Source organism: Salinimicrobium terrae DSM 17865 (genome assembly GCF_000424665.1).
Taxonomy (GTDB): domain Bacteria; phylum Bacteroidota; class Bacteroidia; order Flavobacteriales; family Flavobacteriaceae; genus Salinimicrobium; species Salinimicrobium terrae.
This window is the reverse complement of sequence record NZ_KE384221.1, coordinates 113,120-135,159: the sequence shown is the minus strand read 5'-3', so window position 1 is coordinate 135,159 and position 22,040 is coordinate 113,120. Positions and strand designations below refer to the sequence as shown.

The window sequence follows — 22,040 nt, the reverse complement described above, 5'->3', positions numbered from 1 at the left end:
TCGCTTGCAACGCCTGATCGTCCTACGGACAATCACGCTCGCCAGCTCGCCCTGTTTTTACACGGGACTTTACCTGCAATTAGCAGAATCAAGAAATGAAAAAATTTAAAGGATTCATACCAGGAGAATTAATAAATTCCATTAAGGACAAAAAGTGCATTTTGTTCGTAGGTGCAGGATTATCATCTTCTGTGAAAAGAAGCAATGGTATTAATTTACCAAATTGGAAGTGGTTTTTAGATGAATTATTGGAATTCGCCATTGACAAAAGAGTCATTTTCTCTGTTAATCCTGATGATATTAAAGAAATGATTCAAAATGATAACTTGATAATGGCTGCTCAAGAAATTCAGGAGACAATAAGTAATCACGATTTTGGAGATTTTTTACAGCAAGTATTTCGAGATAAATATGTAAAGCCGTCTGCTACTCATAAGCTTTTACCGCAGATTCCTTTCAGAAGTATAATGACTTCAAATTATGATAATTTAATTGAAGGTGCTTATACCCTGCATCACTCTGGAACAATCCCTAATAAATTTACGCAAGAAGATCTACTTAATATTTCTTCCCCATTAAGAAAAGATGATTTCTATATTTTTAAAGTTCACGGAGACCTTGATAGACCAAATACAATAGTTTTAGGAAGTAGAGGTTATCAAAAATTATTTTTTAGATCACCAGAGTATAGGCAGTTTCTTGAAACATTATTTTCTGTTTATACAGTTTTATTTATTGGATACGGGGCTTCTGATCCAGACTTAGAAAATGTGCTTGACAGACTTAGCTCAATTTTTAATAGAACCATTGACAAGCACTATATTTTGCTCCCAGATCACAAGTTTAATTTCGCAGAGAAAAAGAGACTTCTACTTGATAAGAGGTTAGAAGTTATTGAATATAAAATTGATGAAACACATACTCAAGTTGATGCATTCTTGTCTGATTTAACAGAGATTTTCAAAGAACAGCAAATGCCTGAAAAAGAAAATAAGAAATATGATGCCTTTATAAGCTATTCCCATAATAATATTAAAGAAATTGAAAGATTAAGGTCTTTCTTGATGGATGTTCGACTTTCAGTTTGGTATGATATGGAACTCAAACCGAGTCAAGACATTCAAAACACACTAACCGAAGCAATTAATAATAGTCGATTTATGATTATTGTAATCACTAAAGATTATTACGATTCTGAATGGTTAAAGAAAGAATTAGAAATAGGTTTACTGAAACAAGTAGAGGGAAAGATTAATGTTATTCCTATTTCAATAGGTCCAATAGATTTTCAAAGATTGCCCAAGGAATTACAAAACATTCATTTTTTACAGCTCAATGAAAATTTTTCAATTGACGATTTAAAGCCATTAATTAAAATGATGAAAAGGGATCAATAAAAAAAGTAGTTATCGATGTATATGAAATCTTAGCACACTTTGGGATAATAAGCTTCATATAACCGTTATGTGTGATTTTAAAAAAGTAAATTTACCTTTATTTTTAACTCTATGTGAAATAAAAATGTATATTTGAGGTAAATTTACCTTGAATGATAAATGAGATTTTAAAAAAGAGTTTTAATCTTAAAGAAGAACTGTCCTTCGAAAAGCTTCTAAAGGAAAAGTTGGAAAAAACAGGTCTGACCAAAACTCAATTCGAACGACTTTCAGGCCTACAACGGCGTAGCTTAGATGGCATTGTAGATAAGACTTCGAAACAGACAGACATAATTAATTTACTAAAACTTGGTGAATTTTTAGGTTTAAGCTTGGAAGAAACGGTTATGCTCCATTTTAAGGATCGTCCTTCTTTTGAAATAAAAGATTTACAGAATTCTATGGATATAACTTTTATTAACAAATACTTTGACTTAAAGACCTTAGCCTCCTTAGGTTTTATAGATAAGAAGGATACCGTAGAAGGATTAAGTGATAGGATTTGTGAATTTTTTGGTTTAGACAGCATTTACGATTATGAGCAAGAATTAGGCGAGGCTTTATACAGTAGAACTAAAAGATCTTTCAATGATAAAATGAAAGATTTTTGGATTAAATCATCTTATAAATATTTTGAATTAATTGATAATCCAAATGAATACTCGCGGGAGGAATTATTGGAGTTAATTCCAAAGATAAAACCTTACACCCAAAATGTTCCAGAAGGTTTATTAACTGTTTTTCGTGCTCTCTATAACGTTGGTGTCACAGTTGTTTTTCAACCTATGTTACCTAAAACACAAATCAGAGGTGCGACATTTGTAATAAAAGGTAAACCTTCTATTGTTATTACAGATTTAAATAAGAACTACGCTACCATTTGGTTTGCACTAATTCACGAACTCCATCACGTTTTATTCGATCTTGAATTATTGCAAAAGGTTAAATATCATTTAACTGGTGAACCCGATTTGTTTTTAATCCAAGAAGATAAAGCAAACCAATTTGCAAGTGACTATTTAATTTCTGAAGAAAAGATGAGATATATAGAACCTCTCATAAATAATCATTTAATGGTTAGTCGGTTTGCGAAAGAATGTCAAATTCATCCATCAATAATCTATTCGCAATTTCAATTTCGACAATCAGAAAAAGGAAATAATTATTGGGCAGCTTTTAGGGATTACTTTCCTGATGTAGAATTGGCCAAAAAAAATCTTTACATATCTAATTGGGACGCTAATTCACTGGAAGAAGCTTCAAAAAGTATAAAGAAACTACTAACAACTTAATTTTTAAAAATGGCCGATAATCAAAAGAAAAAAGAGAGGAAATTATCCAAAGAAGATATAGAAAGATTAGAACTTCTTCAAAAGTCAGATGAAATAAAAGGGGAGCAATTATCAATAGATGTTGACTCCAACATAATATTAGAAAATCAGGCAGAAAAGCTAATTGGACAACAAATCGACGACCCAGTCCAGAAGTTCCAATTGTACTATAAAGGTTTAAATAAATTGCTTAAGGATAACCTCCCAAAGGGAAAAGAAAACGAAGAGGTTAGAAGAATCATTTACGATGAAAAGAATATTTTAATAAATCGAGGAGCGAAAAAAGACGATAAAGGTATCAGAGGAAGTGATGGTAGAATGGCCTATTTAGAAGACTTAGAAATTGCTATTCAAATAGTTGCGGATTGGACAAGGAAAAAAGGCAGCTCTACGGATTTATATATGGCTTTCTGGGATAAAAATGAAGAATTGGGATATGGTCATCAAAATTAAAGCTCCAACACTGCTTAAAGGTTGCCTATACAGAAAAGGTTAAACTAGGCTCAAATTTAACTTACTTAAAAAATAAAACTATGTCAGGATGTACAGCACCAGTTTATGGTCATAGAACAGCTAGCGCAGCGGCTAATTGCCCAGTTTGTAGATACAAATCACGTGGTCGTAGAACTTATTCTTACTTTGAACCAACACCTATACCCAGTTTTTCTGGAGGTTCATCTGGAAGAAGTGGAAATTATAATAGCAGTAAGGGAAGAACAAAAAAACCAAGTTGGTCAAATTCAAATTCTTCAATTTATTATACTCCAGCAGAAATCAAGACACTAACTCCTGCAAGAAAAATTGTAGAAGAAAGGACAAAAAAACCTGATTTAAGGGATGTTTTTCTTTGTCACGCTTGGGATGATAGAAAACATAGTGCAAAAGATTTATATGACCTACTTGTATCTAAAAACATTTCAGTTTGGTTCAGCGAAAAAGATGTACCGTTAGGAACCTCTCTTCTACGTGAAATTGACAAAGGCCTTGCAAAATCTAAAATTGGCATCGTATTAGTAACTCCAAAATTTTTAGAAAGAATTGAGAATTCTGGAATTGCTGATAAAGAACTTTCCGCTCTACTTGCTACCGACCAACTTGTTCCAATTGTTCACGATACTACTTATGAAGAATTAAGGGATGTTAGTCCTCTATTGGCTTCTAGAAGTGGTTTAGATACCTCAGAAGAAACTATGGAAGTTATTTCCAACAAATTTGCCGAACTAGTTGCTGTAGAATTAGTAACTCAATTCTAAAATTATTGAACTAACAGATGCCGGAAAACTGGAAAACTTATAATCTTGAAGACCTCGTAACCAAATTAGGTGATGGTATCCACGGCACACCAAAGTATTCTGAAGATGGAGAATATCACTTCATAAATGGAAACAATCTTGTAGATGGCAAAATTGTAATTAAATCGGATACAAAAAGGGTTACAACAGCTGAATATTTAAAACATAAGCGTGAATTAAACGATAGAACCCTACTGGTCTCCATAAACGGGACCATAGGAAAAACAGCATATTACCACGGCGAAAAGGTGATGCTGGGAAAAAGTGCTTGCTATTTCAACGTGAAGGAAGGTGTAAATAAAAAATTTATCAAACACGTAATCTCAAGTAAATATTTCCTTGATTATCTGGAATCTAACTATACCGGTTCTGTAATTAAAAATGTCTCTCTTAAGTCAATGAGAGAATTACCTATAAACCTTCCTCCCCTCCAAGAACAAAAATCCATCGCTTCCATCCTTTCCGCTTTGGATGACAAGATCGAGCTCAATCTCCAGATAAACAAAACCCTGGAAGAAATGGCAATGGCTTTGTACAAGCACTGGTTTGTGGATTTTGGACCTTTTCAGGATGGGGAATTTGTAGAATCGGAATTGGGTGAAATTCCGAAGGGATGGGAGGTGAAACCGTTAGGAGAATTTATTCAACATCAAAAAGGGTTTGCTTTCAAATCAAAGTGGTATCAAGAGGCAGGTAAAATGGTTGTTAGAGTAAGTGACACCACTGACAATTCAATAAATATCGATTCTTGTAATAAAATTTCTGAAGAAATGGCTTCAGATTATTTAAGGTATTCTCTAAAAACTAATGATATTATAGTTGCAACTGTAGGCTCTTGGCCTCCAAACTTTTCCTCTGTAGTCGGCAAGATTGTACGCGTACCTCCAACAGCAGAAAATGCTTTATTAAATCAAAATGCTGTTAAATTAAATATGGCTTTTAATGGAAAAGAACAGCAAGGTTTACTCTACACTACTTTAAAATTGGATCGCTTTCTAAATTACATTGTAAATTGTGCACAGGGAAGTGCTAATCAAGCAAGTATCAAACTGACTGATATATTCAATTTTCCCATACCATATAGTGCAAATGCTAAATTAGATAGCTATAAAATACAAGTTGACAATTATATAACTCTACAGAATAGTAATATTCTTGAAAACCAAACTCTAACTCAACTCCGCGACACCTTACTTCCTAAACTCATCAGCGGGGAAGTCCGCGTGAAAGATGTGGAGAAAACCTTATCTGAAGTCTTATGACACAAATGATCGAGATCACGGTGCAAAAGGCTGCCATAGAGTGCCTCAAGGAGTTGGGGTACACTTATAAAGAAGGCAATTCCCTGCAGCGGGATCTCAAAAAGGTGGTTCTGGAGGAGGATCTTCGGAAATTTTTAGTGAGCTCCTATCCCGGCGTTCCGGCAACCGCCATTAATGAAGCCCTTTCAGCTTTTACGCAGCACCAGGGAATGGATCTCGATCACCGCAACCGCGATTTTCATCTTAAAATGACCCAGGGGGTTTCCATTACCTGGAAAGATGCTTCGGGCAAAGAACAGGCCCGGCACCTCTACCCTATCAACTACAAGGAACCGGAGAAAAATACCTTTGTGTGTGCAGATGAAGTAAAGATCATTGGCAAGAACAGCCGCCGCACAGATCTGCTCGTCTTCATCAACGGACTTCCGCTCATTGTTTTTGAGTTCAAGAATATGTTTGATCCCGAGGTGGGTGTGGAAAACGCGCACCGGCAAATTGGGCATTACTTTCAGGATATTCCGCAGCTGTTTGATTACAATGCCATCACGGTAGTTTCAGATGGACTGGAAACCCTGCACGGGATGTACAACTCTTCGCTTAAGTGGTTTGCTCCGTGGAAAAGTCGGCACGGGGATGACCTTCAGCAGAAACAGGAACTTCAGCTGGAGACTTTGCTGAAGGGATTATTTCCGAAGAAAACCTTATTATACTACCTGCAAAACTTCATCTTCCACGAAGACCACAACGGGAAAATAATCAAGAAAGGCGCAAAATATCACCAGTACTGGGGCATCAAAAAAGCGGTGGACAGCGCGGTAGAAAATATAAAACCCACAGGTGACGGCCGGCTGGGAGTGATATGGCACACGCAGGGATCGGGTAAAAGCATTTCGATGGCCATCCTTACCGGGATCCTGCGGCAAATGCCCGAAATGAAAAATCCCACCATCCTCATCCAGGTAGACCGCAATGACCTGGACCAGCAACTCTATGAGAATTTTGTGCTGTGCAAAGACCTGGTGGGCCACGTACAACACGCCGATACCACAGATGAGCTGCGGGCCCTGCTGAGCACCGATGGCGGCGGGGTGATCTTTACCACCATTGAGAAATTTCGGTTAAAAGAACTGGCTTCGGGAAAAGAGCTCTCCCACCCTGTACTTTCTGAACGTACCAACCTTATCGTGATGGCAGATGAAGCCCACCGCACCCAGTACGGGTTCCATAGCGGCGGCTTTGCGCAGAACATAAGACGCGCCTTGCCCAATGCCTCCTTTATAGGCTTCACCGGAACTCCCGTGGATGGCAAAGATGCCGATACCCAGCAGGTATTTGGCCCCACCATTCACACCTACGATATCAAACAGGCCGTGGAAGACGGTGCCACGGTACCTATTTATTACGAACCTAAAATGGTTCCGCTCAACATCAAAGCCAAATATGATAAGGAGCTGGATGAAATGGAAGAAGATGAGGACGAGGAGAACAATGCCGTTTGGGCTGCGATAGAAGATGCCGCCGGGGCAAATGACCGGGTGGAAAGGGTTGCCAAAGACATCCTCACCCATTTCAGGGCCAGGACCGAAAGCCTGGAAGGCAAAGCAATGATCGTTTGTATGAGCCGCAAGAACTGCGTGAAAATGTACAACGCCCTCACTGCGCTGGAAGGTTGCCCTGAAATAGCAGTGATAATGACCGGAAACATCAGCAAAGATCCTACGGAATGGAATCCTCACATACGAACCAAAGAAGCGATGGAAGCCATAAAAAAGCGTTTCCGCACGCCTGAAGATCCGCTGCAGATCGTGATCGTGCGCGATATGTGGCTAACGGGATTTGATGCCCCCTGCGCCCATACAATGTATGTAGATAAGATAATGAAAGGCCATAACCTGATGCAGGCGATTGCAAGGGTGAACCGGGTTTTTCAGGACAAACCCAACGGACTCGTAGTTGATTTCATAGGCATCTCCGGCTTTCTGGCCGAAGCTACCAAAAAATACACCGCCGGAGGCGGGGAAGGAAAACCCACTCTGGATCTTGAAGCCGCAGTGGAAATTTGTCTGGAGCAGTTGGAGAAAGTAAAGGATTTAATTGGTGAGTTTTCTGCGGAAACAGTCAATTCAATGCCCGAAATGGACAGATTGAAATGGTGCAACAGTAAAGTGAACAGCCTTTTAAAGTCTGATGCCGTTACCGATGCTTTTTTGCTTGAAGAGCGTAAGCTGGCAGAACTGGTGGCAATGACCAGTTCAGATCCCCGAATCTGGGAGATCCAGGAAGAGTTGGCGATCATTCAGAAGATCAGGCAGCTGATCAGAAAGATCAAATTCCCTCCCGGTCCGCGTAGGGAAAAGAATGAAAAGATAAAAGACCTGATAAGCAAATCCCTGGAATCTCAGGAAATTGTGGACCTGGCAAAAATGTACAACCTGGATAAGATCGATATTTCCATAGTAGACGATCGGTTTCAGGCCATTGTAAAAGAAAAAGGCGACGAGAACATCAAAGTCGAATTGCTGCGCAGGATCATCAATGACGAGATACGGGTGCGAATGCCCAAGAACATCCGCCGGATGCGAAAGCTGAAAGACGAGCTGGAAAAAGTGCTGAGCAACTATCACCGGAATTCCCTGGATTCCATAGCCGCGATTAAGCATCTGCTGGACATCGCAAATGAATTTCAGCAGGATGACATCAGGACCAGGCAACTCGGTTTAACCGAAGATGAACTCGCATTCTATGACCTGTTATCGGCCAATGAAAAGTTACTCAACCAATCCGGTCCCATCCAGGACCTGGTGCATACGGTAGTAGCTTCCGTTAAGAAAAACCTCCAGCTCGACTGGACCAAAAAAGAAGATGCCCGTGCCGCTATTCGTTTGGCGGTGAAGAAGGAATTGCGCGGCAAAGTGCCGTTTTCGGAACTGGACAATTTGCTGAAAGAAGTGATTGAGCAGGCTGAGGGGCAGTATAGGGATTGGCCGTTGGAGGCTTGATTTTTTGGCTAACTTATTTTAGCCTTCACTTTAGAAAATTTAATTTCCCACCCCTCCTTTTGATCCTTCTCAGGATTTATAATCCATAACTTTTTTACCAGTCCAAATTTTAAGAAGATCTCAATTGGTCATTTTCTTTACTGTCCTAAGTATTTGTTTTACAGTGAGTAACATATAGAATCGAACGGAAATTCAGTAAAATTCACGAAAATTAGGAAAAATGAAGAAAAATTGACTTAAATGCAGAAAAACTGTCCAAAACCAGCCGAATCGGTTTAGCGCATTTTTTTAAACTCATATGTTTGAAAAATAATTAAAACAAACAAAAATGAGTAAAATTATTACCCAGGTACATGGAATCTCTCCAGAAGAGCTGCGAGAAGATTTGCGAAGAGAAATTAAGCAGGATCTTAGAGAGGAGCTGCAGGCATTTTCAAAACTTTTCGCCCCTAAAGAACCCACTGAATGGATTACGCGGCAGGAAGCCGCTGCCTTAATTGGAGTATCACTGGTTAGTATTCATAACTGGACCAAGGTTGGGGTTATCCAAGCACATAAAATCGGAACCAGAATCCGATTCAAGAGGTCTGAGATCGAAAACATTCTACTTAATTCAAACAAAAGAGCTTCAAAATAACATGGCAGTTATACATGAAGCTCAATTTTTTAACTCCCGGATTCGTAGTCCGGAAATAATTACATATTATGGCGGATATACCTAAAAAGGACGAAGAAAAATTCTTCCAGGAAAGCCAAGACTACTCCAAAAATTGATTTAGTGTAATTTGTTCGTACTTTTCCCTTCTTCTATTTTATTGATAAAAAAAAGGCTCAGAACGATTTGCTCTAAGCCTTTTAGATTCCACACTTTCTCTCCACTAAAGATAAGGGCGGGCTATTTCATCTGCTTGTGCGTGATTTTCCGTACGTTTACTGATGTCTGCTTTTTGTAACACGGCTTTTCCTCCTCATAATTACCGGCGACCGATAAAGCTATTCAATTCGAGCTTCCCGCGGAGAAGTTTTACGTTCATAAACCAGATGGCAAAGTCCATGCTTTAGCAGGATAAAAACTACTTTTTCACAAATACAATGCTCGACTTAAACGAACACCATAATCCGCACCAGGATTTGTCTTACCATCACCAACACGTTCTGCAATTGCTGCCACTGCTATATCCCTCCGTATAGGCAAGCGCTCTTTTTCGGCGGTATCAATAAAAGCTTCTATTTCTTTCAAAGTAAGGTCTGTACAATAAATGGGTGCTCCCGGTTGCTGTCTCCATGAATCTTTCAGTGAACCAGAATAGAATGCATCAAACCCGGTGTCATTAACTAATTTCATAGTCACCTCCCGGTCAATTTTACGGTCTGCCGCTATGGGAATCGCAATACGATTTGGACTTGCTGCCGATTTTCCTTTTTTCGCCAAAGAAGCAGAACCAATGGCATTCCATGCTTTGGCTATTGAACGTCCTAATTGTTCTTCTACCCATAAACTTTCTACCTGACCGGCTTCTATCCTTTCAATTTTATTATCTCTTTGCGGATAATAGTTTGATGTATCTATCACAATGGTCTCTTCCGGAACATCTGCAAAAAGTGGTGCAGTCTCAGGAATACTGTTTAAGGGAATGGATAAAATAACTACATCCTTATCCTTTACTGCTTGTTGTGCAGTAACTGCTTCAGCTCCCGTCGCGAGCACCTCGGCGGCAATAGTTTCCGGACCTCTGGAATTTGCGACACTTACTTCATGACCTGCTTTTGCTAATGCCAAAGCCAATGTTTTACCAATATGACCTACACCTAAAATACCTACTTTCATTTTCTATCTTTTTTGAGATTTACTATTTCTTTAATATTTATGTGCAAAGTTATCAAAAAACACTTTCCTTTGTATAGTCCTTTCCCAAAGGAAAGTGAATTAAAGAAAGCTTAGTATGCCTAAAAAACAAACTTATTTATCCTGTTTGGATACGCTAAAACCCGTACGGGACGCCTTAGATGTTATTAACGGAAAGTGGAAATTACCGATTATTATTTCGGTTATGGCGGGCAATGAACGTTTTACGGATATTCAAAACAGTATCCCAGGAATCACACCAAAAGTTTTAGCAAAGGAGTTAAAGGATTTAGAGCAGCATCAACTGATAAAGCGAACTGTAATCGATGACATTCCGGTAAAAATTCTATATCAACCGGACATCCATGTCAACACCTTAATACCTATAATTGATGCTTTAAAGGATTGGGGGCTGAAACATCGGGAGCAGTTATTTTTTGGAAAGTAAGAGTAATAAAAATATTTCTTCGTATGACGCACAACTCTTTATATTCAAAAACGTATATAGCTATTTATCACTTGGTGCCGCGGGATAACAGCAGGTTTACAGTTGAATAGTAAATAAGCAAGATTTGCAGGAAGTAGTTGTGGTCTATGGCAAAGAACCTAATATCGGGCCACACATTGGGCGGTACAAAAACATAAAAAAATCCGCAAACACTTAATTATAAGCATGTTGCGGATTAACTACGTGACCCCGGAGGGATTCAAACCCCCAACCCTCAGAGCCGAAATCTGATGCGCTATTCAGTTGCGCCACGGGGCCTTCAAGAGGGCGCAATTTACGCAAAAAGTTTTAACTCATAAAAGACTTTCTCCTTGTTATTTCGACGCGTCAAGAAAGTTTTTTATCAGTCATTTTCAATGTTCAACTAGAAATTACAGAAATACATATAGATCGCTGACGACGGTCCTCACCCTAACTTCAGATATTAAGAACGCACAGCTGTCATCCTGAATATTTATTGTGATAAGCATTAAAAACAAATCCCCGGCAATACCGGGGATCGATTAACTATAAAAGAAAATCCAACTATTGATTTTCCATTATTCTAACCATTTTTGGTTTTAATGATTCACCGCTCCTTTCAACTTCTACCTCTACCGTCTGTCCTTCTTGCAGGGCATCAAATTGCACCTGCTCTCCGTCCCTCATTATCTGGGTTTCATTAGAAAAATAAAGCTCAATAGTAGTCGTGTCGTTTAATCTAACATAAATTTCTTTTTGTTCGGAATCTACTATAATTGCTTGCCCCGTGTAAGTTCCCGAAGGCACAGTTTGAGTATTCTCAAGTTCTTTAGTTTCCAGACCTGAAACTTCCTGACTGGAAATATTTTCTGAAGTTTGTTCAATATCCCCTGCCGGAACATCATTAACATCCCTTTCCCCCTCACTTTTGCATGAAACAACAGCAGCAAAAGCAAGCGCTCCAACAGCTAAGTTTAGAAAGTATTTTTTCATTTTAGTATATATTAAGTTTACAAATAGAAGTGCTTCTTTAATGTTAAACGGCACCACCCTCACGAGCAAAATTAAATCTTATGGCTTAGCATCTTATAGGTTTAATCAAACTTTAAACCTTACGCCCGTCTTTTTAACCCTTCATTAAGATAGGAAGCACAATTCTATTATGTTAAGCAAGTTTCCGCTTTACAACCATTGAAATAGTTTTTCCGTCTGCCCTACCTGCCAATTCTTTTGAAGCTGCTCCCATAACTTTTCCCATATCCTGCATTCCGGTAGCGCCGGTTTGGGAAATGATCTTATCAATTTCGTTCTCTATTTCCTGCTCACTCATTTGCTCGGGCAGGAAACTTTCTATTACGGCTGCCTGGTCGAGTTCGGGTTGGGCAAGATCGTCCCTCCCCTGCTCCTTATAAATAACTGCACTTTCTTTACGCTGTTTTACAAGGCGCTGTAAAAGTTTAAGTTCTTCATCCTCACTCAATCCTTCTTTTCCCGAAGCATCGGTCTTTGCTAACAATATTGCACTCTTAACTGCTCTTAAAGCTTCCAACCTATTGCTGTCTTTGGCCCGCATGGCCTCCTTCATCTCGGCCATAACTTTATCCTGTAAACTCATTTTAAAAGAATTTTATTAGTCCTGCGAAGATAACGAAATACGACGGAGCAAGTTCTGTCCCAGCACAAAAAACCTGAGCCCGAAAATTAAAAACGGGATATTTGGTAAAATCGGATGACCCCAATTTCAAGATTGATAAGATAAAAAATAATTGTTAAAAATCAACAATTTACTTAACAGGCTACCCTTCCGTACCCGAAGATCCCATTCCACAGTAATGTATACAGGGTTTACACTTAAGGAAATAATATACTATATGACTAAATCCTTATACCCTATTTCAAATACAAGAAATTATTGGGTCTTTGAAGATGATTGTAGTTCCACGCTTTCCCCGAGATGCTTTTTGTAGAATTTCCAGGTTTCATGAGCAACATTTCTTCCCAACTCTAATCCGGCAATGTTATCTGCCTGAATATGATATCCTCCTAGCACCCTTGAATAACCGGCCATTTCGGCTGCGTCCGAAAACGTATCAAATCTGAGGGTCACTTCTTCTCCTAAATTGTTTGGATCTGTCAGAGCCCCTGCTGTTAGTGTTACTGCAGAACCAAAATGATCACTACCCGTGAACAGCTTTAAAGCCTCGGCGCAGGCACCGCTTATTGTACTATGCCCTGAGACATAGCTGGGAAAGGGAGGGCATAAGAATTCTGAAGGCGAATAAGGTCTCCAGTCTTTTCCTTCCATTTCAACCATTCCTTTTCCCGGTCCTCCCCAGCCTTTTATTTTTTTATCTGAATAATATTCATGGACAAGGGCGTATGGACGGGCAAAATCATAATACATTTTAGAGTCCCAGGATGCAATAAAGGCATCCATGGCAGTTATTTGATTATAAAAATACATTTTCACATCCTCATCCAGCGTATGTTGATCCCTCACCGAAACCTCCTGGGCAAATTTTAACCAGTGACCTGCCTGTTGAACAGACTGTGGTCCATCCCTCATGAATTCCACCAGCGCCTTTTGTTCATCGGTTAATTTGGCCTGCAACTCTACCACTTCCTCCACCTCTTTGCGTAGTTGTTCTGAACCTATTAATGGCGGTGGTCCTGGTCTGAATTGATCTGCTGATTTTAAACCAACAGGTTCTACCAGTCCCCAATGTGGTGTGAGACAGGCAGGTGCAAATCTACCTTTTTCAACATCTGAAAAGTACTTTGCCTGCCAACGATTTGGATCAAAATTTTCATCGGGGGAATTTACCGGTTCATATCCGGTATAATCGAAGTATTCCCTGCCATTCGAGCCTTCCTCTTCCCCGTACTGATTGGAACCATCCTTCCGTCTAGATTCGATAACGGCCTTTGCTGCCAAATTTCCGATTCCTTCAGGCGTATTAGGATCTAAAGAGTTATTGTCCGGATCCAGACCTAATTCCACCATAAAATTCCGAAATAACTGTGCATCAGAATAGAAATACTCACTCATGGTTCTATAGGCTGCATAACTAATTGCCACTTCCTTATTTTGAAGTTCCCTTTCATTTACCGGTCTCCTGTCAACATTTTGAAGATAAACCGGAATCGCTTTCTCATCATATCTACTCCAGGCATCAAAAACCGCAGTAAAAATAAGACCAAGATATCTCGAGGTTATGGTAGGCCTTGGATTAAATTTTTCGGTATCATTAGCAGTAGCTTCCAATGCAACTTCTCCCCACTTATAAGCCAAGTTGTCCCGACCTGTAGGTTCTTTAGTAACTGTCATCTTGCACGAAGACTCAACTACAGGAACTGAATTTCCACCTGGGATGCTACCCAAAAAGGGAATTTTGAAAACTAACAATAAAATTAAACTCTTCATAGATTTAAAAACAACTGTTAAAGAATGTGAATAAAAGTAAAAAAATTTATTTTAAATCTACTAATTGTTTCTCTCAAAGCACTTTGTGAGAAAAGTCGATAAAAAGCAGAAGTACATGAGGAACAGGGACAACTTTTTATTACCCATAAAAAAACCCGAAACCGGAGACAGGTTTCGGGTTAATGTAACCGGGGGACTATTTAATCCACATTATCGTGCAAAAAGGAATTGTTTGTTCTGAATCGTATCTCTTCATCATCACTGGTACCTAAAGTTGTCCGGGAAAGCTTTCCCTCTCCGGGTTTAGTATTGTCGAGATCAATCCCCTGCCTTTTATAAGCGGGCTGTCTTTCATACTCATCAACCTTGCTCAGATTATTACGGAACTTATAATTGAACTCCTTCATTTTGGCCCTTCTTTCTGCCGATCTTTTGACAAGGCTTTCACTTATAGGAATATTAAAGGGATCTGCCTCATCAACATTTGCGGGTTTATTCTCTTCAGTCTTTGGATTTACCTTTGAGACATGAGGTTGAACCGGTGAAGGTGCCTTTTTAATTTCAGGCTCCGGTTCAGGTTTAGATTTTTGAACGGGCTTGGAACTCTTCAGCATTTCTTCTACTTCCATATAATCATTAAGAGAGTAACGAGTGACTCCATTATTAGTATTTTTGGTCTTTGTGGACAGCTCTTTTTTCTCTTGACTTTTCGTCTCCATATCTTCGGAAAGAGTGTGCACAATCTTTTTTGCCGGCTCTTTTTGCTCCTTCCCGGATAATTCCGGTTGTGCTGCCTTTTGTTCTTCTTTTTCTTCTGAAGTATAGTTTTTAGGCATGTCGAAAGTAAACATAAATTGTTGCTCCTGTTGCTCTGGAGTCACAACTTCAGGTTCGAAAACCTCTACATCCTTAACACTATCCGTGATTACAAATTCCGTTTCTTCCGTAGGTTTAACTTCTTCATAATCTACCTTCATTTCCCTCACAGCTGCTGAAGGATATTTACTCTCCGGCTCCTCATCAATTTCTTCATCTTCCAAAGAAAGAGTATGAACAATTTTGTTCTCTTCTTTTGATGCGGGAGCAGGTCCTTCATACGATGAAGAGGTCTTTTTAGGAGAAAGATTGTGTTCGGCTCTTTGCTCATCTTCAAGGGTGTGAATAATCTTCTTGGCCTCGGTATTCACAATCTCATTTTGTTGCTCAATGTCAAAACCGGTAGCAATGATGGTCACAGAGATAGAATCGTCAAGCTTTTCATCTTCTCCAACCCCCATAATAATATTCGCACTGTGGCCGGCCTCTGCCTGGATGTGGTCACTTATTTCTCCTATCTCGTCAATGGTAATCTCCTCGGAACCTGAAATGATAAGCAGCAACACATTTTTGGCTCCGGTAATTTTATTGTCATTAAGCAGCGGGGAATCTAATGCCTTCGAAATAGCATCCTGGGCCCGATTTCCGCCAGATGCCTGTGCAGACCCCATAATTGCAGTTCCACTATTGCTTAGAACGGTCTTAGCGTCCCGCAAGTCAATGTTCTGCGTATAGTGATGTGTAATCACTTCGGCGATTCCACGAGAAGCAGTAGCAAGTACTTCATCGGCTTTAGAGAATCCGGCTTTAAAACCAAGATTTCCATAAACCTCCCGAAGTTTATTATTGTTGATCACAATAAGGGAATCGACATGCTTTCTTAGATTCTCTACTCCCAGTTGTGCCTGTTCATTTCTTGTCTTGCCTTCAAACAAGAAAGGACTTGTCACGATCCCCACCGTGAGTATCCCCATATCTTTGGCCTGTTTCGCAATAATAGGCGCAGCTCCGGTTCCCGTACCACCACCCATCCCGGCAGTGATAAAGACCATCTTGGTATTGGTGTCCAAAAGAGCTCTTATCTCATCAAAACTTTCTTCAGCTGCTTTGCGACCGACTTCAGGATCGGCACCCGCTCCAAGACCTTCGGTCTCTCTCACTCCCAACTGTATCTTGTTGGGTACAGGACTATTTTCCAGGGCTTGTGCATCTGTATTGCAAATAACGAAATCTACTCCCTTGATCCCTTGCTGGAACATGTGGTTGATTGCGTTACTACCGCCTCCACCTACACCAATAACTTTAATAACGTTCGATTGATTCTTGGGGAGATCGAATGTAATGTTTCCGAATTCTGTGCTGCTCATAAATTCTGTTTTACTGGTTTTGTACTTATTTTATTCTTTTTCATAGCTTTTTCTTCGCCGAACTTACTCGGCGTTGTCTAAAAAATCCTTGAACTTTTCAAACCATTTTTCAAATATTGTTCTACGGGGCTGGCTAACTGTTGTAGGCTCTTCCCGCTCCTCCCGGTCATCTTGTGAAACTGCTGCAGAAGTTGATCCTTCGGCCACTTCATCCTGCCCGGTTTCTTCCTGTGCCGCAGGATGTTTGCTGTTAATCTCCAGGCTGTTCAATACAAGACCAACTGCTGTTGCGAAAACAGGACTTGTAGTCTCAGTGTCGCTATCGCCAGCTAAATGCTCGTTGGGATATCCAATCCTGGTGTCCATCCCGGTGATGTATTCCACCAGCTGCTTAATATGCTTAAGCTGGGCACCACCTCCGGTCAAAACAATCCCGGCAATTAATTTTTTCTTTTGCTCTTCGTGGCCATAGTTCTTTATTTCAAGGTAAACCTGCTCAATGATCTCCACCACTCGTGCGTGGATGATCTTGGAGAGGTTCTTTAAAGTGATTTCTTTTGGCTCCCGTCCACGTAATCCCGGAATCGAAACAATCTCGTTATCCTTGTTCTCTCCCGGCCAGGCCGATCCAAATTTCACCTTGAGCAACTCTGCCTGCTTTTCAATGATTGAACAACCTTCCTTAATATCTTCTGTGATCACACCGCCACCAAAAGGAATTACTGCAGTATGTCGAATTATCCCATCCTTAAAAATGGCAAGATCTGTCGTACCTCCTCCAATATCCACAAGGGCCACACCCGCTTCTTTTTCTTCCTGGCTCAGCACCGCATTTGCAGAGGCCAAAGGCTCCAGAGTAACTGCCGAAAGTTCAAGTCCGGCACTTTTCACACATCTTCCCACATTCCTGATGGAAGAAACCTGCCCTACTACAACATGGAAGTTGGCTTCCAATCGACCTCCATACATTCCAATGGGCTCCTTTATTTCTGCCTGTCCGTCAACTTTAAATTCCTGCGGAAGCACATGGATAATTTCTTCTCCCGGAAGCATCACCAGCTTGTGTACCTGGTTGCATAGAATCTCAATATCCGATGAATCTATTACCTCATCGGGATTTGGACGAGTTATATAATCACTGTGTTGTAAACTGCGAATATGCTGGCCGGCAATACCTACCACCACATCCTTTATTTTCATTCCACTATCTGCCTCTGCTTCCTGTATCGCCTGCTGGATAGACTGGATAGTTTGAGTTATATTATTCACCACTCCGCGATGAACACCCAGACTTTTGGCCTTTCCAATCCCTATGATCTCCATTTTGCCGTAGTCATTCTTCCGGCCAATCATGGCTACGATCTTAGTAGTACCAATGTCTAATCCTACTGCGATGTCGTTCTGTTCCATATTTTACTTTTTAGTGCATACAACCTGATCGCCAAATTGTAGATCCACTTTTTGATATGCGTCAAGCTTCTTATCCTTCAATGCCTTCTGATAAAAAGCTTTAAAATTTTTAAATTTTTTTTCGATGTCCTTTACTTCGCCAAAAACCACCACAAAATCAAGTTGCCGCAAGTAAATCTCGAACTTGCCATTTGGCAAACGATTAAGTTGAGTTACATGCCTTGTGAGAAATTCATCATTATTGATATAATTCATAAGTGGATGTATTTCAACAAGATTTTTCTCATTCACTCCGGTCACTAACGGCACACGGGCAGAATGATATTTTGACAAAGGCATTTTATATCCCTGTCTGTCAATATAAAAAGGCGCACTGGCCATCACCCGTCCTAATGGTTTTCTTTGCGTGATCTCTGCTCCCATTTTCCCGTCAATTGTGAGAAAAACCTCTGCACTTTCAACCATTTCATGAGATTCCAGCAGGGTCTCCACCCTACTCAAATCTAAAGTTTCTTTGCCTATGCTCTTAACCTTCACCTCATTTACTATTAACAATTTATTAACCGCTTCTTCAGTGAGATACAAGTTTTCGCTATTGGTAAAATTCAGATTAACTTCGGAAAGAACCCGTGCGCTATTGCGCTTTTCGGCGAATGCAAATAAAAAGAACACAACGCCAATGAGCAAGAATGTTTTTATGTAATTCCAGTTAATTTTCACCTGCCAGTTCTTTACGTATTTTCTCTACTTCTTCCCCTATATCACCTGCACCCATAAGCACCACAACTTCAGCATTTTTACCCTTAATCGCTTCGGAAATTTCCTCTTTAGAAACCAGTCCTTTTTTGTCATTTCTGACCATCTTCAGAAGCCATTCTGAAGTAATTCCTTCAATAGGTTTCTCCCTTGCCGGATAAATATCCAGCAGCAGCAACTCATCAAAGAGGCTGAGGCTTTCTGCAAAGGCTTCAGCAAAATCTCTTGTACGACTGAAGAGATGTGGCTGAAAAACCGCTAAAACCTTCTTCCCCGGATGCATTTCCCTAACGGCCTGGTGTATCGCCGAGATCTCTGCAGGATGATGTGCGTAGTCATCTATGAGCACCATATCTTCCCGTCTAATACGATAGGAAAATCTTCGCTGAACACCTTTAAATGAAGCCAAAGCATTGGCAAGGAACTCGGGGGGGGCACCGAATTCAATTGCCATTGCCAAAGCTGTGACTGCGTTCTGTAAATTATGTTTCCCAGGAAGACTGAGTTCAAAGCCTGTATAAATCTTCTCTTTTGTTCTTAAATCAAAGTAATAACTGCCATTTTTGACAACTATGTTGACCGCTGCAACATCGGCATCATCGTCAACTCCAACAGATGTACCCTCTAATGGTAAACCATTGGCATAAAAAAGCTTTCCACCTTCGGGTACTAAGTGTGCAAAGGCTTTAAATGATTCCTTGATCTGGGCATCTTCTCCGTAGATATCGAGATGGTCTGCATCCATGGAAGTAATGGCTGCGATATTGGGTACCAACTGCAGGAACGAACGATCAAACTCATCGGCCTCCACCACCATTGCCTGGTTCCCGTCAAGAATTAAATTAGAATGATAATTTTCTGCTATACCTCCCAAAAATGCTGTAATTTGAAATCCTGTTTCCTTCAGCAAATGTGCCAGCATGGTACTGGTCGTAGTCTTACCATGTGTACCGGCAACCGCAAGTGTAAAATGTTCTTTTGTAAGATTTCCCAGCACTGCAGCCCGCTTTTCCATCGTATAGCTATCGGCTGTAAAATGGAGATATTGCGAATGTTCCTTCGGAATAGCCGGAGTATAAACTATGAGTGATTCTCTGTCCTGCTGAATATAATCGGGCAGGTCTTCCACTTTTTCTGAAGTTATAACTTCTATGCCTTCCTGCTCCAGTTGCCGCGTAAGTTCTGTACGGCCGCGGTCATAACCCGCCACTTTTTTGCCTGAAGCATTGAAATAACGCGCCAGGGCGCTCATCCCGATTCCGCCAATGCCTATAAAATAAATATTTTTTATGTTATCGTAATGCCTCATTTACCTCCAGGTGGTCAATAATTTCTCAACTTCATTAACAATATTTGCCGTTGCAAACGGCTTTTCCAGTTTCTTGATGTTTCTTGCCAAACTTGACATCTTCTCGTCGGACTCCATCAGCGGAAAAAAGATCGATCTAAATCCTTGCTCTAAATGACTTTCAGACAATACTACAGCGGCATCCTTTTCGGCCAGTGCCATGGCATTTTTGGTCTGGTGATCTTCGGCCACGTTTGGTGACGGAACAAAAACTACCGGCTTACCAACTATGCATAATTCAGAAACTGTTCCTGCGCCGGCACGGGAGATGATAATATCTGCCGCAGCATAAGCCAGGTCCATCCTCTTCAAAAATGCAAATGTCTGGATGTGTTCAAGTTCAGCGTATTTCCTATAATCATTAAAATATGACGTTCCGGTTTGCCAAAGCACCTGAAGGTTGTGTTTCTCAAACTCCTTCAGGTGATCCTCTACCAATTGATTGATCTTAAGAGCACCCAGGCTTCCGCCAAGTACCAGTACCGTCTTTTTTGAAGGATCAATTCCGAAGAATTCAAAAGCCTCCTCCCGCTTTTCTTCCACCTTGAGCAGATCCTGCCGTACAGGATTGCCCGTAAGGACGATCTTCTCTTCAGGAAAAAACCTTCCCATGTTTGGATAAGCCGTACATATAGTGTTAGCTCCCTTTGCCAGGAGTTTATTAGTAATCCCCGGATAGGAATTCTGTTCCTGGATCAAAGTCGGGATGTTTTCTCTATTTGCCATCTGCAGTAATGGACCGCTGGCAAAACCGCCGGTACCAATAACTACATCTGGCTGAAATCTTTTGAGAATATCCCGCGCCTTCCACAAACTCTTTACAAGTTTAACCGGAAAGAGCAGGTTTTTAACCGTCATGCGACGTTGAAAACCGCTTATCCACAGACCTTCGATCTTGTAGCCCGCTTCGGGGACTTTTTGCATTTCCATTCTATCCTCTGCCCCCACAAATAAAATCTCACATGTGGGATATCTAAGTTTTAACTCATTGGCAATAGAAATAGCAGGAAAAATATGTCCTCCCGTACCTCCACCAGAAATGATCACTCTCAATTGATTTTTCATATTGCCTCGCTTAAAATTTCCAGCGGATTATCTTCATCCGCCTTTGTTACCTGTTCTTTTTCCTGAAGTTCTTCTTCCCGTTTGGCACTTACGCTCAACACCATTCCAAGTGCCAGGCAGGTCATCCAAATTGAAGAACCTCCACTACTTATAAGCGGCAAAGTTTGTCCCGTGACCGGGAACAATTCGACCGCAACAGCCATATTCACCAAAGCCTGAAAAATTATAGGCAGGCCTACACCAATAACCAGTAATTTTCCAAAAACAGAATTGGCTTTTGTGGCCACAATAATTATCCTGAAAAACAGAAGTAGATATGCAAGCATTACTCCTATTCCTCCAATTAATCCCATTTCTTCTACGATAATCGCATAAATAAAATCTGAAGAAGATTGCGGAAGAAAATTGCGTTGCACGCTTTTCCCAATGCCCTGCCCGGTTACGCCACCGCTTGCAATAGCTATTTTGGCATATTCAATTTGATAGTCCCCTTCAGTAACTTCATCATTCGTAAAATTTTCTACCCGGCTTATCCATGTATCCACCCTGTTAGGGAAAAGTCCCGGAAAAGCTTTGGCTGTCAACATAAAAATTGATAGTACCACTATTCCCGCACCAATAATACCAAGCAAATATTTCCATGGATACCCACCAATAAAAGTCACCAGCAGGACCATTAGAAATAAAATTGCGGTGGTCGAAAAATTGGCAGGTAAAATAAGTCCCAGCACCAGGGCTACAGGTATCCAAAGCGGGAGAACAGACTGCTTAAAAGTGAAGGTTTTATCTTTCATTTTTGCCATGTACCTCGCCACATAAGTCAATAAAACTACCGATGCCAGGGTAGAAGTCTGAAATGTTTTATTTATAAAGGGAATAGTCACCCACCGGCTGGCATTGGCCCCGTCAATCACCATTCCCTGGGACACCGTAAAAGCCAGCAGCAGAATAAGAATGGGTAGCACCAAAATTGAAAGGCCCACAAAATAATGATATGGCACTTTGTGCACAAAGAACATGATCACAAAACCAAGAAACAGGTAAATAAAATGATTTACCAGGTACGGGAACGTACTGCCGTCACCGTACAGGTAAGCCAAGTTACTACTTGCACTGTAAACCGGAAGAAACGAAAATATCGCCAGCAGTCCGGCCGAAGCCCAGATAGTTTTATCACCTTTTATTCTTGAAAAAAATCCTGTCATTATTTACCCTTTTT

18 protein-coding genes and 1 tRNA gene are annotated in these 22,040 nt (G+C 40.5%); 8 read left to right on the top strand and 11 right to left on the bottom strand.

The window, feature by feature from the left end; all coding sequences use genetic code 11:
• Positions 1-95 precede the first annotated feature (95 nt).
• From H148_RS0112905 to H148_RS0112875, 7 genes are all read left to right on the top strand, one after another.
• Positions 96-1,397, top strand: coding sequence for a toll/interleukin-1 receptor domain-containing protein (locus H148_RS0112905; protein WP_029035176.1), 1,302 nt, complete (start codon positions 96-98; stop codon positions 1,395-1,397).
• Between the two features lie 152 nt (positions 1,398-1,549).
• Complete coding sequence (locus H148_RS0112900; RefSeq protein WP_029035175.1) at positions 1,550-2,728, top strand: ImmA/IrrE family metallo-endopeptidase; 1,179 nt, start codon at positions 1,550-1,552, stop codon at positions 2,726-2,728.
• A gap of 9 nt (positions 2,729-2,737) precedes the next feature.
• A complete protein-coding gene (locus tag H148_RS17885; RefSeq protein ID WP_037325221.1) occupies positions 2,738-3,220 on the top strand; it encodes a hypothetical protein in 483 nt (160 codons plus the stop codon).
• 80 nt (positions 3,221-3,300) lie between these two features.
• Positions 3,301-4,020, top strand: coding sequence for a toll/interleukin-1 receptor domain-containing protein (locus tag H148_RS0112890; protein ID WP_029035174.1), 720 nt, complete (start codon positions 3,301-3,303; stop codon positions 4,018-4,020).
• Between the two features lie 17 nt (positions 4,021-4,037).
• Positions 4,038-5,321: a restriction endonuclease subunit S gene (locus H148_RS18520; protein ID WP_083961667.1), complete on the top strand. Its 1,284-nt coding sequence runs from the start codon at positions 4,038-4,040 to the stop codon at positions 5,319-5,321.
• Positions 5,318-8,320, top strand: a complete 3,003-nt coding sequence (locus H148_RS0112880; protein ID WP_029035173.1) for a type I restriction endonuclease subunit R — start codon at positions 5,318-5,320, stop codon at positions 8,318-8,320. The genes H148_RS18520 and H148_RS0112880 overlap by 4 nt, the downstream gene beginning before the upstream one ends.
• A 328-nt stretch (positions 8,321-8,648) precedes the next feature.
• Entirely contained in the window at positions 8,649-8,957 is a 309-nt protein-coding gene (locus tag H148_RS0112875) for a helix-turn-helix domain-containing protein (RefSeq protein WP_029035172.1), read from the top strand.
• A 444-nt stretch (positions 8,958-9,401) separates the two neighbouring features.
• Here H148_RS0112875 and H148_RS0112870 read toward each other — a convergent pair whose 3' ends face one another.
• Positions 9,402-10,148: an NADPH-dependent F420 reductase gene (locus H148_RS0112870; protein WP_029035171.1), complete on the bottom strand. Its 747-nt coding sequence runs from the start codon at positions 10,146-10,148 to the stop codon at positions 9,402-9,404.
• Between the two features lie 115 nt (positions 10,149-10,263).
• Between H148_RS0112870 and H148_RS0112865 the strand changes: the two genes are divergently transcribed.
• A complete protein-coding gene (locus tag H148_RS0112865) occupies positions 10,264-10,614 on the top strand; it encodes a winged helix-turn-helix transcriptional regulator (protein ID WP_029035170.1) in 351 nt (116 codons plus the stop codon).
• Between the two features lie 244 nt (positions 10,615-10,858).
• Here H148_RS0112865 and H148_RS0112860 read toward each other — a convergent pair.
• The 10 genes from H148_RS0112860 to H148_RS0112815 all read right to left on the bottom strand — a co-directional run bounded on the left by H148_RS0112860 (position 10,859) and on the right by H148_RS0112815 (position 22,026).
• Positions 10,859-10,932, bottom strand: a tRNA-Arg gene (locus H148_RS0112860).
• Positions 10,933-11,199: 267 nt separating this feature from the next.
• Entirely contained in the window at positions 11,200-11,628 is a 429-nt protein-coding gene (locus H148_RS18380) for a hypothetical protein (RefSeq protein WP_051286452.1), read from the bottom strand.
• Between the two features lie 172 nt (positions 11,629-11,800).
• Positions 11,801-12,250: a GatB/YqeY domain-containing protein gene (locus H148_RS0112850; protein ID WP_029035169.1), complete on the bottom strand. Its 450-nt coding sequence runs from the start codon at positions 12,248-12,250 to the stop codon at positions 11,801-11,803.
• 294 nt (positions 12,251-12,544) lie between these two features.
• Positions 12,545-14,017: a vanadium-dependent haloperoxidase gene (locus H148_RS17870; RefSeq protein WP_245583426.1), complete on the bottom strand. Its 1,473-nt coding sequence runs from the start codon at positions 14,015-14,017 to the stop codon at positions 12,545-12,547.
• A 242-nt stretch (positions 14,018-14,259) separates the two neighbouring features.
• Entirely contained in the window at positions 14,260-16,242 is a 1,983-nt protein-coding gene (gene ftsZ, locus H148_RS0112840) for a cell division protein FtsZ (protein ID WP_029035168.1), read from the bottom strand.
• A gap of 63 nt (positions 16,243-16,305) precedes the next feature.
• Positions 16,306-17,652 carry a cell division protein FtsA gene (gene ftsA / locus H148_RS0112835; RefSeq protein ID WP_029035167.1) on the bottom strand — a complete coding sequence of 449 codons (1,347 nt, stop codon included), beginning with the start codon at positions 17,650-17,652 and terminating at the stop codon, positions 16,306-16,308.
• Between the two features lie 3 nt (positions 17,653-17,655).
• Complete coding sequence (locus tag H148_RS0112830; protein ID WP_029035166.1) at positions 17,656-18,372, bottom strand: cell division protein FtsQ/DivIB; 717 nt, start codon at positions 18,370-18,372, stop codon at positions 17,656-17,658.
• Positions 18,362-19,717 carry a UDP-N-acetylmuramate--L-alanine ligase gene (gene murC / locus H148_RS0112825; RefSeq protein WP_029035165.1) on the bottom strand — a complete coding sequence of 452 codons (1,356 nt, stop codon included), beginning with the start codon at positions 19,715-19,717 and terminating at the stop codon, positions 18,362-18,364. Before murC ends, H148_RS0112830 begins: the two co-directional genes overlap by 11 nt.
• Positions 19,718-20,821 carry an undecaprenyldiphospho-muramoylpentapeptide beta-N-acetylglucosaminyltransferase gene (gene murG / locus H148_RS0112820; protein WP_029035164.1) on the bottom strand — a complete coding sequence of 368 codons (1,104 nt, stop codon included), beginning with the start codon at positions 20,819-20,821 and terminating at the stop codon, positions 19,718-19,720.
• Positions 20,818-22,026, bottom strand: a complete 1,209-nt coding sequence (locus H148_RS0112815; protein ID WP_029035163.1) for an FtsW/RodA/SpoVE family cell cycle protein — start codon at positions 22,024-22,026, stop codon at positions 20,818-20,820. Before H148_RS0112815 ends, murG begins: the two co-directional genes overlap by 4 nt.
• Between the last annotated feature and the right edge of the window lie 14 nt (positions 22,027-22,040).